General features: G+C 69.6%; 14 protein-coding genes. 10 read left to right on the forward strand and 4 right to left on the reverse strand.

The genetic code is table 11. From position 1 onward, the window contains the following. Positions 1-188: 188 nt before the first annotated feature. Entirely contained in the window at positions 189-815 is a 627-nt protein-coding gene (locus J5Y05_RS20440; RefSeq protein WP_210874462.1) for a hypothetical protein, read from the forward strand. Positions 816-886: 71 nt separating this feature from the next. On the opposite strand, the gene J5Y05_RS20445 is transcribed toward J5Y05_RS20440, so the two are convergent. From J5Y05_RS20445 to J5Y05_RS20455, 3 genes are read right to left on the reverse strand one after another with little or no spacing between them, the layout of a single operon-like run. After that, the gene (locus tag J5Y05_RS20445; protein ID WP_210874463.1) at positions 887-1,291 is read right to left on the reverse strand and encodes an NUDIX hydrolase; all 405 of its coding nucleotides are present in this window, start codon (positions 1,289-1,291) and stop codon (positions 887-889) included. Then, entirely contained in the window at positions 1,288-1,830 is a 543-nt protein-coding gene (locus tag J5Y05_RS20450; RefSeq protein ID WP_210874464.1) for a flavoprotein, read from the reverse strand. The genes J5Y05_RS20445 and J5Y05_RS20450 overlap by 4 nt, the downstream gene beginning before the upstream one ends. Then, the gene (locus tag J5Y05_RS20455; RefSeq protein ID WP_210874465.1) at positions 1,827-3,098 is read right to left on the reverse strand and encodes a helix-turn-helix domain-containing protein; all 1,272 of its coding nucleotides are present in this window, start codon (positions 3,096-3,098) and stop codon (positions 1,827-1,829) included. Before J5Y05_RS20455 ends, J5Y05_RS20450 begins: the two co-directional genes overlap by 4 nt. A gap of 176 nt (positions 3,099-3,274) precedes the next feature. Here J5Y05_RS20455 and J5Y05_RS20460 point away from each other — a divergent pair, with 176 nt between their 5' ends. The 7 genes from J5Y05_RS20460 (at position 3,275) to J5Y05_RS20490 (ending at position 9,582) form a co-directional block, all read left to right on the forward strand. After that, positions 3,275-3,712 (forward strand): ATP-binding protein, encoded by a 438-nt coding sequence (locus J5Y05_RS20460; RefSeq protein ID WP_210874466.1) that lies wholly within the window; start codon positions 3,275-3,277, stop codon positions 3,710-3,712. Between the two features lie 2 nt (positions 3,713-3,714). Beyond that, on the forward strand, positions 3,715-5,031 hold the full coding sequence (locus tag J5Y05_RS20465; RefSeq protein ID WP_210874467.1) for a carboxyvinyltransferase: 1,317 nt from the start codon (positions 3,715-3,717) through the stop codon (positions 5,029-5,031). After that, the gene (locus tag J5Y05_RS20470) at positions 5,028-6,263 is read left to right on the forward strand and encodes a bifunctional UDP-sugar hydrolase/5'-nucleotidase (protein ID WP_210874468.1); all 1,236 of its coding nucleotides are present in this window, start codon (positions 5,028-5,030) and stop codon (positions 6,261-6,263) included. Before J5Y05_RS20465 ends, J5Y05_RS20470 begins: the two co-directional genes overlap by 4 nt. Then, a complete protein-coding gene (dcd, locus tag J5Y05_RS20475; protein ID WP_210874469.1) occupies positions 6,260-6,799 on the forward strand; it encodes a dCTP deaminase in 540 nt (179 codons plus the stop codon). The genes J5Y05_RS20470 and dcd overlap by 4 nt, the downstream gene beginning before the upstream one ends. After that, positions 6,796-7,332, forward strand: a complete 537-nt coding sequence (locus J5Y05_RS20480) for a dCTP deaminase (protein WP_210874470.1) — start codon at positions 6,796-6,798, stop codon at positions 7,330-7,332. The genes dcd and J5Y05_RS20480 overlap by 4 nt, the downstream gene beginning before the upstream one ends. Further along, a complete protein-coding gene (locus tag J5Y05_RS20485) occupies positions 7,329-8,444 on the forward strand; it encodes a glycosyltransferase family 4 protein (protein ID WP_210874471.1) in 1,116 nt (371 codons plus the stop codon). The genes J5Y05_RS20480 and J5Y05_RS20485 overlap by 4 nt, the downstream gene beginning before the upstream one ends. A gap of 94 nt (positions 8,445-8,538) precedes the next feature. Continuing rightward, complete coding sequence (locus J5Y05_RS20490) at positions 8,539-9,582, forward strand: serine hydrolase domain-containing protein (RefSeq protein WP_210874472.1); 1,044 nt, start codon at positions 8,539-8,541, stop codon at positions 9,580-9,582. A 16-nt stretch (positions 9,583-9,598) separates the two neighbouring features. On the opposite strand, the gene J5Y05_RS20495 is transcribed toward J5Y05_RS20490, so the two are convergent. Continuing rightward, on the reverse strand, positions 9,599-10,591 hold the full coding sequence (locus tag J5Y05_RS20495) for an ATP-binding protein (protein WP_247614962.1): 993 nt from the start codon (positions 10,589-10,591) through the stop codon (positions 9,599-9,601). Between the two features lie 738 nt (positions 10,592-11,329). On the opposite strand from J5Y05_RS20495, the gene J5Y05_RS20500 reads away from it, so the two are divergent. Together J5Y05_RS20500 and J5Y05_RS20505 are read left to right on the forward strand one after the other, a co-directional pair. Further along, complete coding sequence (locus J5Y05_RS20500) at positions 11,330-12,094, forward strand: leucine-rich repeat domain-containing protein (protein WP_210874473.1); 765 nt, start codon at positions 11,330-11,332, stop codon at positions 12,092-12,094. Between the two features lie 108 nt (positions 12,095-12,202). Further along, positions 12,203-12,898, forward strand: a complete 696-nt coding sequence (locus J5Y05_RS20505) for a TetR/AcrR family transcriptional regulator (protein ID WP_210874474.1) — start codon at positions 12,203-12,205, stop codon at positions 12,896-12,898. Positions 12,899-12,911: the final 13 nt, after the last annotated feature.

Raw genomic sequence — 12,911 nt, forward strand, 5'->3', positions numbered from 1 at the left:
GTGCCGTCTGCCAGACTGGGGGCCATCCACGCAGCTCACACGGGCGAGAGTGGAGACGGACCACCGGCATCCCGCGGACATCTGTCCCACCGCACGTTTCGGCGGGCGGCCGTGGGGGAGGTCACTGACACGATGATCGGGTTGCGCGGCGGGCGCCACGCGTCCTAGAAAAGCAGTCGGGTGGAGATATGCATCGCGGTGGCGGACTGGGCGAGGGGACCGACGGCCTGGGTCCTCGACGTGCCCGGCGGGGAAGGCACCGGCGCGACGCGGAGGAAGCGGCGGACGCACACAGGGCGCACGGTGCCCCGGACGAGCAGGACCGCCCGGACCGACGGGTCGAGCGGCTGGGGGCGGGGAGCGGGAAGGGTGGTCGGGTGGGGGTGACCTACAAGTATTTCGGAGCGCCGGACGGCGCGACCGCGGCCCGCGTACCGATCTCGATGCGGCCCGAGGAACTCGGCGGCGACGAGCTGGGCATGAACGGCATGTTCACCAAGATCAAGCCGGAGACGATGGCCGCGATGGTCCTCACCGGGATCGAGGGCGTGCCCCTGCACAAGGTGCCGCCCCTCGAACTGGTCGTCCTGCACCCGGACTACGCGGTCGTGAAGCTCCCGACCACCGTCGTCGACCCGCTGCGCGGCATCGGCGAGGAGGCCGTCGGCGCGGCGGCCTTCATCTGGTCCACGGTCCCCGACCGCGGCGGCCCCCGCGACGCCTTCAACGTCTACCAGCTCCTCCACGAATGGCAGGACTTCTCCCACCGCCTCCACGAGGCCGGCCACCAGCCGTACTGCCTGGTGTGGCCCTGATCCGAACCACACACCCGGGGGCGGAGCCTACGGGCTCCGCCCCCGGGCGTGTGCCGGGATCGGTGGCGCTGTCAGGAGGGCAGGGTCGCGTCGAGGTAGTCCTGCACCGGGCCGAACAGTCCGTACGGCACGTACCGCGGGATCTCGCCATGGGCGACCCAGGCGAGTTCGGCCAGCTCCTCGGTGTCCGCGACGTGGGCAGTACCGTCCAGCACCTCGCAGGCGGTGTACGACATCAGCCGGCCCGTCTTCGGGTGAACGCGCTCGCCGAGCAGCTTCACCGCAGCCACCCTCAGCCCGGTCTCCTCCTGGGTCTCCCGCACAGCGGCGTCCTCGCGGGCCTCGCCGGGCTCGGCCTCTCCGGCCGGGAACTGCCAGGAGAGCTGCCCCTCGCTGACCCGACGGCGCACCATCAGCACGCGCCCCTCGCTCACGACGACGGCGGCGGCGATACCCGGTCGCTCGTCCGTTTTCACCTCGCCGACACCCCGGGGGCCAGCAACTCCAGCACTTCCTCCCAGCGGTAGCGGTCGGCCCCGCCGCCCGCCTTCGGCCGGTGAGGTTCGTAGGAGCCGATCAGGACGCCCATCTCCCGCAGCCGCTCCAAGCTCTGGCAGTAGGCAGGGTGTGCGGCCTGGGCAGAGTTCACGTACGGCAACACGGCCACCGGAACGCCCAGGGCGGGCGCCTCGCACAGGATGCCCAGCGCGAGGTTGTCGGAGATGCCCGCGGCCCACTTGTTGACCGTGTTGAAGGTGGCTGGGGCGACCGCGATCGCATCCGCGGGCCGAGTCGGGCGTGGTTCACCCGGTGATCGCCAGGCCGAGCGGATGGGGCGGCCGGTCTGGGCCGCGACCGCCTCCCCGTCCAGGAAGCCGAGTCCTTGTGGAGTGGCGATCACGCCGACGTCCCACTGCCGCTCCTGTGCCGCAGTGATCAGCCGGCCGACATCGGCGGCGACCCCGGCCGCGCAGACCACGATCTGGAGGAACGGCTTGCCGTGCTGGTCACTCACGTGGGCACTCCCAGTTGGCGGCTGAAGTGGTGCAGCTCGGGCAGTGCCCGACGACGGTCGCGGGCTGCCATGTCGGCGACCAGTTCGCGTACGGCCGGGCGGCGGACGTCCTGTGCCGCGCAGCTCTCGGCGATGCGCAGGGCCTGGTAGCCGTCGGCGAGTCTGCCCTGCTGACTGTAGGCGCGCGCGGCCTCCACCCAGAGCGCGGCCCGGCGCTCGGGGACGGGAATGTGCCGCCGCATGAGCGGGCGCGCGGTGTGCAGGGCGATGCCGGCGTCACCGAAGGAGACGGCCGCGCTGACCTCGTGCAGGGCGACATTGGTGGGGCTGAAGTTCGCCCAGGCGTCCGGCCTGTCGAAGGCGACGTAGCGAGCCACCTCCTTGGCCTCGGTGAGGAAGTCCCGGGTGGTGTCGCGGTCGCCGTTCCTGCTGGCGGCGGTCGCCCCCCGGAGCAACAGCAGACCGACCGCTGCCAGGTACCGGGGTGAGCGCTGGTCGTAGGAGCCGGTGAGCTGATCGGCAGTGTGGCGGACCATGTTCACGGCCTGGGCTGTGTGCTTCTCCCGCACGAGCACGTGGGCGTGAACGCGGACACTGGCGGCGAGGACGACAGGGTCCCCGGACCGTTCCGCCTCGGCCATGGCCCGACCGGCCGCGAGCCAGGCGTTGCCCTGGTCGGCTCGCTTCAGTAACAGGCTCACCGACGTCTGGTAGGCGGTCGCGAGCAACCCGGACGCCTCCGGCGAGCCGGATGAGCCGCCGGCGGCCTGGCGCAGGTCGGTGATCAGCCCCGGCAGGGTCTGCTCCAGTTCCGCGTAGTCGCACGTGCAGAACATCCGGCGTACGGACCGTGTCCGCTCCCGCAGCTCGTCGATGCCCAAGGCTTGGCCGGTGACGGCGGTGCTCGTGCCCGGCAGCAGGACCTGGATCAGGTCCTGCTGCGCTGCGGTCGGCAACGGCGGAGCCGCGAGCGCGGCGACGCTCGCGGCAAGGAAGGTACGGCGGTGCATGTCTTCTGTTCCGGGGTCGGCGGGGCTGGCATCGGGGGCGGCGGCGAGGCCAAGACGTTGCGGCGGAATCTCCAGTACCTGCGCGATCTCGCGCAGCACGCGCACGTCCTCCGTGCCTCTGCCGCTCTCCAGACGGCTCACCTTCGACTGGTGGTAACCCAGTGCGGCGGCAACGTCCTTCTGCGAGCGCCGCTGTAACACGCGGGCCTGACGGATCACTTCGCCGATCCGTCTCGCTTCACTCTGTACCTCGGCCATCTGAGCCACGGCCCCTTCTGCCGTCGCCGATCCTGCCTGCCCAACCGAGCGTAGCCGAGCGGCGATTGACCGTGATGCAGCTCCTGCATAAGTGATGCAGCCCCGGCACACGGCGTAGTCCCGACTGCCTCCGGAGCGGTTGCGTAGAGCAGCCACACCGATCCAGGAGGCAGCTCGTGACAGCGCACCAGTTCACTCTCTCCGTACCCGCCACGCCGACCGCGGTCACCGCCGCCCGGCACCAGGCCGTGGACGCGATAGAGGGCTGGAACGCGGGACTCAGCACCGGTGTGGTGCACACCGCCGAGCTCGTGATCAGCGAGTTCGTCACCAATGCGGTCCAGCACGCCGCCGCCGACCCGGTCTCCCTGTGTGTCCGCCTCGACGAGGACGCATTGCGGATCGAGGTCTGCGACGCCTGCCCGGACCTACCCCAGCCAGGTCTCCCGGATCCGTACAGCGAGAGCGGCCGGGGCCTGTTCCTCGTCGCCGTCCTCACAGACCGGTACGGCGCCGAACCGACGGCGATCGGCAAGCGCTGCTGGGCCGAGATCGACCTGCCCACCAGCCCGGACCAGGAGATCGCCTTCTCCCTTCCCCTGCAGAGGAGTTGATGATGACGACCACTCGCGCCCCTGGCATGGCTGCCGAAGTGATCGCTGTACGCCCCGGCGCACCGCTCACCGGCAGCGTGACCGTCGACGGCTCCAAGAACGCCGCCCTCCCGTTGCTGGCTGCCGCGGCAGCCCTTGGCCGTTCCGTGAGGCTGAGTAACATCCCGGCCAACACGGACGTCCAGATCATGCTCGCGCTGCTGCAGCAGTCGGGCTGGCACGTCGCACAGCCCGTCGGAAATCCGGCCACTGCGATGATCCTGCCGACCGAGAGCCGACACACCAACCCCGACCTGCCGCAGGCCGCCCGTATCCGCGCCTCGTACTACCTGGTGCCCGCCCTGCTCGCCAGGCACGGCGAAGCCCGGCTGCCGTGGCCGGGAGGCTGCCGGATCGGCGCACGCGGCATGGATCTGCACTTCAAGGTGTACGAGGCATTCGGCGACCAGAGCGTCGTGGACGACACCGGATACCGCGTCAAGACCACCGCGCCCCGCACCGGCACTGCCTCCCTGGTCCTGCCGTTCCGCTCGCGCGGGGCGACTCTGGCCGCCATGCTCCGGGCCGTCACCACCGGGCGGTCTCTGCGGCTGGGCGAGCCCAATCTCTCGCCGGAAGTGCTGTGCGTGCTGGACGCCCTCCATACGGCGGGCTGGGAGACCCGGGTCGGCGAACGCCTGCTCACCCTCTCGCCGCCATCCTCGGCACCGAGCGACGCCGCATGGGCGGTGCCGGGAGACAAGGTAGAGGCAGGGACGCTGGCCTGCGCAGTCGCCGTCAGTGGCGGAAGTGCGCGCATCGAAGGCGCACGTGCCGACGACCTCGGCCCCCTCGTGGCCGCCCTGCGCCAACTGGGGATCTCCGTCGGCAGCAAGGCGAACACTCTCACCGTGAACGCCCAGGACGGCCGCGTGGCCAGCCGCCCCTTACGGGCCATCGCCTCGCTCAGCCCCGGCGGCCTGGACGCCGACTTCGAACCACCGCTCATGGCGCTGGCCCTCGGCCTGCCCGGCGCCCACCTGTTCGCCGACGCCATCAACCCCGGCCGCCACAGCAATCTGCTGCCCCAGCTGGCCCGCCTCGGCGCGGTCATCGAGGAGATCTCCCCTACCGAGTGCCGCCTGACGGGCCCCCAGCAACTGACCGGGACGGGTGTAGAGGCCACCGACATCCGCACCGGATCCGCTCTCATGGTCGCCGGCCTCACCGCCCAGGGCGTGACCACCCTTGGCGGCCTCGACCAGCTCCGTCGCGGACACGCAGACCTGCCCGGCAAGCTCCATGCCCTGGGCGCCGACGTCTGCGAGGTCACCCCATGACCGGCATCCGCGCCCTGCGCCAGATCGTGTCCACCACCGACGTCCACTCCACCCTGGACAACGCCGCGCCCTTCCTGACCCACCTCCACAACCTCCGCCCCACCTCGCTCGTCGTGGACTGCGGCGACTTCTTCGAAGGCTCCGGCTACTACCGCCTCGCCCACGGCGCGATCGAACGCGAGATCCTGCTCAAGCTGTACGACGTGCTGGCCCCCGGCAACCACGGCTGGCCCCACCACTTCGAACCCGAGCTCCACCGGGTCACCGTCTGCGCCAACGCCGTCGACGCCGAGAGCGGCGACGCGCTCTTCCGCCACCTGCACATCGCCGAAATCGGTGGCCGACGCGTCGGGGTGACCGCCGTGATCGGACAGCAGGCTTTCCACTCGATCCCCGCGATGCAGCGAGCCGGCCACCGCGTCACCGACCCCGTTCAATCCCTGCGCGAGCTGATGCTCGCCCACCACCACGAGGTGGACGGCTGGGTGCTGCTCAGCCATTCCGGATTCGAGGAGGACCTCGAACTGGCGGCGGCCTGCCCGTTCCTCGACGTGATCTTCGCCGGGCACTGCCACAGCAACCAATACGGCCCCCTCCGCGTGGGAGACACCCTCGTCGTCAAGGGCCGCGAACTCGCCGACGGCTACGCGATCGCCACGCCCGTAGGCGCGGGCTGGGGTGCTGGCACCATTCGCTTTCCGGACCACCCGCCAGGCGCCGTACCCGCGAAACTCTCAGACGTGACAGCACATATCGACGAAGTCGGGGAACAGCTGAACAAGGTCCTCGGACAGGTCCAGACGGCCTTCCGCCGCCAGGCCCTCGACCGGCGCGGTGCGCTGCTCATCCTCACCGGACGCCTGCGCACAGCACTCGGCGCAAACGCGGTCATCCTCAACGAGACCGCACTGCGCACCGTCCCACTCGGCGACACCCTCACCCTGGGCAACCTGCTCTCCATCGAGCCGTTCGCCAACCAGTTGGTCCACGCCCACCTTCCGGAACCGGATCGCCGCGACCTTCGTGGTCTGCTCGCCCGTCTGACCGCCCAGGACGGCCCCCTCGTCACTTCCCCCGATCCCCTGCCGGACGCCGTCACCACCGTTCTGACCACCGGCTACCTCGCCGACAACCACTTCGGCGGACGCACCTACGAAGCCGGCCTGCGCCTGGACCAGGCCCTCCAGCACGTCCTCACCGCTCCCGACACCGCGGATGGAGACAAGCAGTGATCCTCACCGGCCCCGAGATCGAGGCAGCCGCCCACGACGGCCGCCTCCGCATCGCCCCCTTCACCGCCGACCAGGTCAACCCCAACAGCTACAACGTCCGCCTCGGCCCCACCCTGATCACCTACACCGGCGAGGTCCTGGACTCCCACCGCCCCAACCCCACCCGCGAGACCATCATCGGCCCGGGCGGGCACGTCCTCCAGCCGGATGAGCTCTACCTCGGCCACACCCTCGAAGAGGTCGGCTCCGACACCTTCGTCCCGCTGCTCTTCGGCCGCTCCTCTGTCGGGCGACTCGGCCTGTTCGTCGAGATCACCGCCCCCATCGGCGACATCGGCTTCCACGGCCAGTGGACGCTGATGCTCACCCCGACCCGCCCGCTGCGGGTGTACGCGGGCATGAAGATCGGGCAGATCATGTTCTTCGTCTCCACCGGCCCCGTCGACCTCTACCGCGGCAAATACCAGGCCGCCACGGGCCCTCAGCCATCGGCCTACTGGCGCGACGTCACAAAACTTCGGGCGGTGGCTTCGTGATCCTCACGGGACCCGGCATCGCCGCCGCCGTCCAGGACGGCGAGATCACCATCGACCCGTACGATCCCGCCCGCCTCTCCCCGAACGCCTACGACTGGCGCCTCGGCAACACAATCCGCATCTGCGACGGCGACCTCGACGCCGCCACCCCCACCGTCTTCACTGAGCAGCCCATTCCCGCCAACGGCCTGCTGTTGCAGCCTGGGATGCTCTACCTCGGCGTCACATTGGAGAGGACCGGCTCAGAGACGTACGCCCAGATGCTCAACGGCGACCGCACCATCGGCGCCCTCGGCATCTGGGTCCACGTCTCGGCCCCGCTCGGTCACCAGGGCCACGCCATCCGCTGGACCCTGGAAATCCGCGCCGCCCGGCCCGTGCGCGTCTACCCGGGGATGACCTTCGGCAAGCTCGTCTTCCTCACCGCCATCGGCGCCCCGGCCAGCTATCAGCAGCAGCCCGCCAAGTACGCGGCCACGGACGGCATCGACATCTCCCGCCTCTACGAAGAGATCCATGGAGGAGTCCTGTGAGCCCCCGCTCGGCCGGCGGGCCGCTGACCGCCACCTTCCTTGACCTGCCCGTTGGAAGCCCCGGCGGCAGCGTCGAACTCTTCCTCGACCTCTACACCGGCGACCGCCCGCTCATCCCTGCTCGCGCGTTCATGCTGGGCCGGCCCAATCCCACCCACCGCGTCCCCGCCGGACTCGACCTGCTGCCCGTTGCCGGAAAATGTCTGGAGGGCCCGGCTTTCGGCCGCTACGTCGCAGCGTTGCGAAGGGCTCTCGCCGCAGCGATTGACCCAGCCCAGATCGGCGTCCTGCATCTCCAGCACCTCGCTTTCGGCGCCACCCCCGCCCTGATCCGGGCCCTGCCCCTGCATCCCCGCATCGCCCTGGTCCACGGCACAGACCTGATCTTCGCCGAGGCTCACCGCGACCAGCTCCAGGTCCTACGCGAGACCGCGAGGGCGGCCGATGCGATCGTCGTGCCCACAGGAGCGATGGCCGACCACCTCCTCAAGCTCGCCCCTCAGATCGACCGACGCAAGATCACTCACATCCCCTGGGGAATCCCCGACCACCTGCTCAGTGCCCCGCCGGCCCGGTGCACGCGCGTCTCCCGCCACCACCTACGTCTGCTGTACGCAGGACGCCTGACTGCGGAGAAGGGCGTCGGGTCCTTGAGCAAAGCTCTGGCCTCCGTACCAGGCGTCGAGTTGAGCGTTGCCGCGCCCAGAGCCCAGTTCCGCACCGTGGCCCCCCTCCTGCGACAAGCCAGCGTAGGGGCCCGCTACCTCGGCTGGCTGCACCGCCCACAGTTGTGGAAGGCATTCGCCGAGCACGACGTACTGGTCGTGCCGTCCACCACGCTGGAGGCCATGGGTCTGGTCGCGCTGGAGGCCCAAGCCTGCGGAGTACCGGTCCTCTACCAGCCTGTACCCGGCCTGAGAGAGACCCTCGCCGCATCCGGCGTGGCCACCGACTTCAACCACGCGGCCGTCTTGGCCCGTGATCTCGATCGGCTGCGCACGTCCCCGGGCTTGTTGTCCTCCCTGCGCCAGGCGGGCCGCGCAAACGCGGCGCGGTATCCGCTCTCGGCGACCGCACGGTCCCTCGACAACCTCAGCCGCCAACTCACCTGAACAGCCTTCCGGGGTGGCACGACACGTCGCTGCCGTGCCCACTCCTCGAACGTCACTACGCTACTGGCGGGATGCCCCGGCGAAGAGGGAGACCATGACGTACGACAGTGACCGCATCGAAGCCCTGCTGGACGGGGGCGTCCGCGACAAGGTGTACCCCGGTGCCGTCTGGGCCGTCGGCGACACCGCCGGCATCCGCGTCCAAGGCGCCACTGGCGTTCTCGATCCCGACGAGCCGGACGTACCGATGCGCCTGGACACCGTCTTCGACGCCGCCAGCCTGACCAAGATCCTCGCCGTGTGGTCCTCCATCGGCGCTCTCTGGGAGGACGGGGCCTTCGATCTCGACCAACCGCTCGGTGGCCTCTGGCCCGAGGCCACCGGCCACCCCCTCGCCACCGTGACCGCCCGGCAGCTTCTGACGCACACGGCCGGCCTCCCCCTGAGGGCCCAACTGAAGAACCTTTACGGCACCAGCCGGTCCCGCATCCGCCGAGGTGTGCTGCACGAGCAACTCCACCGGCCACCCGGCGAAGCCGTCGAATACACCGACCGGGCCGCCCTCATCCTCGGGTACCTCGCCGAACACCTCTCCGGCCAAACGTTGGACGTGCTGGCCACCGAGCGCGCGTGGGACCCGTTGGGCATGCACACCACCCGCTTCGGCCCGTTACCCGATGAGATCGCGGCCCGGTGTGCCCCGACCGAACTCGACCAGGACACCGGCATCCGTCTCAAGGGAGCCGCCCACGACTTCTCCGCCCGCCTCCTGAACGGCGTCTGCGGAATCGCCGGCGCCTTCACCGTCCTCGACGACCTGGTCGCCTTCCTCAAGTACATGCTCGCCCCTGCCGCGGACCAGCTTCGCGCTGGTTTCGGCAGCGAGTGGATCACCCGGTCCCTGGCCATTCAAACGAAGCAGCTCCAACCCGCTCGCGGCCTGTTCTGGCACCCCGCTCCCGGTACCACCGCCGACGAGGACGCCTGGGTCCACTACGGCTTCACCGGCACAGGCATGTGGATCTCCCCCAGCAAAGGCCGGTGGGCGGTGCTCCTGACCAACAAGCTCTACTACACAAGAGATCGTGGGCCATTGACCGAGGTTCGCAACATCTTCCGGGAACTTGCCTTCAATTGACGTGTCGTGGCATGCCTCAGGCAGCATCCCGTTGACCAGCGTCCGGTGAAGAGTCGACGTCGGAGAACTCCTCGCGCGTGAGGAGTCGGCTGTTCCACTCCCAGATCGCCAGTGAGATGCGGCGTGCACTGCCCAAGCCGGAACGATCGAGGCCCACGGTTTCGCCCTTCGTACGGGCGATTCGCAGCGGCGCACCCCGGAAACCGTGAGTGAATGAGACCAAAGGATCGACATCTACCTCAGTGAGATCGTCGCATCGGCTCTGGATATGCTCGCACAGAGACCGGGCGTCGTCCTGAAGGCGGTCCCTGATCCCGGCCTCGATCGACTGCAGTTGGCCTTCAAGCGTGGGATCTGCCATATGTGCCTGGTAGCGACCCATCAGCGCGGTCTTCACCGCAACGTTGGGATCGGCCGACTTCCCGTCGAACGGCATCAGGCGGGGCATGCGGCGCTCCATCTCCTTCGGAGCAGGGACCCAGCCCGACGTCGAGGCATGGGCCATGCCGTACCTGACCAGGGCTGGCTCGAGATCGCCGCGCTTGATGGACGACAGTTCCGGGAGCAACTGCTTGGCGAGTGCTCTTACCTCGCTGAGAGATAGCTTGGAAGGGTCGCGCAGCCGTTCGTCGTCCGCGAGCGGCGCCCAGCACTCAAGGATGAGCGCTTCGCCGTTAACCGCACGCCGCCGTACCCGCAACTCCTCTGCCGGGAAGCCGAACGTCTCCGACTCCCAGGAGTCGAGAGTGAACCGCCCCTCCACCCACGTGGTCGAACACCGCGGGAGGGGCGCCGAGTCATCGACGTCGACGTCACGGTAGGAGCCGAACTCGTACGTACGGTCGTCGTCGGCCAACTGCTCGCTGCCCACAAGGAACGCCAGCGCGGCAAGCACCGCGCTCTTACCACCGTCATTCTGGCCGGCGAGGATGGTCGGTGTGCTGACCGGGATGTCACGGACATCCTTGAGGGATCGGAATCCGCACACGGTGAAGCTGCGCAGGTGCACCGTTCTCAGCCGCTCCGTTCCCTAACATCTCGAGGTAGACGCAAACCATCAGAAGCGCTTTGCCACAGACATTGACTTGGGCAACAGCCAACCCAGGCTCATCATCTTAATGCCTTGTGGAGATGGCCTGTTGGCGCCGTGAACACATCTGCCCGATTCAGACCGGCACCAACCGAAACCTGCCTGTACCGCGCTCAACGTCACGCCTGCTGGGACCTTCATCACCCCCACGCCCGCGCCTGGCAGGCGGCAAGGTCGAGCAGTGCCCACACGTGTGCAGACGGACCCGTCTACGACCAGCCGCCATGGGCTGGCTGGAACGGATCGCGAAGCTGAGACAGTGGACCAGGAGCGGTGCCCGCGCGATGACGGATCCTCGTGCCATCAACGCCAAGACACGAGTGACCCTGGCGGCGACACCTCCCACCACCAGCCCGTCAGCCGAGCAGAGTTCCCTCTGGTGAGGGCCCGAGGGCACATCCAGGGCACATGCGCCTGGAAACGATGTTGAGCGGTGAGAACTACGGAGAAGAGTTTCCCCATTTCAACGCACGTTTCTCTGCGAATCCCCTGGCCAGAGCCCCGCCCCTCCCATTTCCTGCACGAGTGGCAGGACTTCAGCCGCCGGCTGCACGAGGCGGGCCACCAGCCGTACTTCCTGGTCTGGCCCTGACTGAGACCCATTACCGGGGGCGGCGCCCATAGGCTTCCACCCCCGGAGCTTCTCGCCGCGGACGCATGCCCGCCGGTGGGACCGCGAGGCGTGACAGGGAGGGCGGCACCGTGGGAGGCACGCTCGATTTTTGGCGGCGGGGGTTGGGGGAGGTGCCCCAGGAGGTGTGGGGGCGGGGGGAGGTGCGGGTGCTCGTGCTCGCGGAGAACGGGCTGACGGAGATCTCGCCGGAGGTCGGCCGGCTGCGGCATCTGACCACGCTGGACCTCGGGCACAACCGGCTCACATCGCTTCCCGACGCCCTGGGCGATCTGACCGGGCTCACCGACTGCCTCTACCTGCACGACAACCGCCTCTCCCGGCTCCCGGACACCCTCGGGAACCTGACGCGGCTGCGCTACCTCAACGTCGGCGAGAACCCGCTCACCGCCCTGCCCGAGAGCATCGGCCGGATGGCGGCGCTGACCGAACTGCGGGCGCAGCACAGCCGGTTGACCGAACTTCCGGCGAGTGTCGGCGCCCTCTCCCGACTGCGCGAAATCCGGCTGCGGGGCAACGGGCTCCGGACGCTGCCCTCGACCGTGGCGGATCTGCGGGAACTGCGGGAGCTGGAGCTGCGGGAGAACGCCCTCACCGAGGTGCCCGAGCCGCTGGCCGGTCTCCCCCGGCTGCGCCGGCTCGATCTCCGCGGCAACCGGATCACCCGGATTCCGGACTGGGTCGCGGAGTTGCCCGCCCTGAAGAAGCTGGACCTCCGGTGGACCGACTGCGTGGTCCCCGGCCGGCTGGCGCGGGAGCTGGAGGAACACGGGTGCGTGGTGCTCCGGTGAGGTCACCGTCGGCGCCGCCGAGGGCGGTGCGCCACGGTGGAGGGGTCGTGCTCGTGCCGTGGGGGTACGCGGCGGTTTCGGGACGAACGTGTTCGTTACGATCGGGGCATGAGCCTCCAGCGAGAACCGGTCAGCCGTCGTGAGCGTCCCGCCAAGCCCGCCCTGACCCGGGACGGGATCGTCGGCACCGCCGTGGGGATCATGCGTTCCGAGGGGCTGGAGAAGCTGACCATGCGCCGGCTGGCCAAGGAGCTGGACACCGGCCCGGCCTCGCTCTACGTCTACGTCGCCAACACCGCCGAACTGCACGCCGCCGTCCTGGACGCGCTGCTGGGCGAGGTCGGCCCGTCCGCCGAGGAGAGCGGCGGCGACTGGCGCGTCCGGCTCGTCGCGGTGCTGCGCTCCTACACCCGCGTGCTCCTCGCCCACCCCCAACTGGCCCGTTCCGCCCTGGTGGCCCGCCCCAGCGGCCCGAACTACCTCGCCCTCGCCGAACGCCTCCTCGGCCTGCTCGCCCAGGGCGGCGCGAGCGCGGAGCAGACCGCCTGGGGGCTCGATCTCCTGTTGCAGTACGCCACCGCCACCGCCGCCGAGCACGCGACCCAGGAGCAGGACCCGGCGTCCGAGGAGAACTGGAAGGCGCTCGACCGGGCCGTCCACACCGTGGACGCCGCCACCCACCCGTCGATCGCCGCACACCGCTCCGCCCTGCTCTCCGGCCCCGCCGAGTCCCGGCTGACCTGGGGTTTCGACGCACTCATCAACGGCATCCTGCACACGCCCGTACCGCGTTCCGAGGGCTGAAGACGCGCTGAGA

The organism is Streptomyces tagetis (assembly GCF_018069565.1).
Taxonomy (GTDB): domain Bacteria; phylum Actinomycetota; class Actinomycetes; order Streptomycetales; family Streptomycetaceae; genus Streptomyces; species Streptomyces tagetis.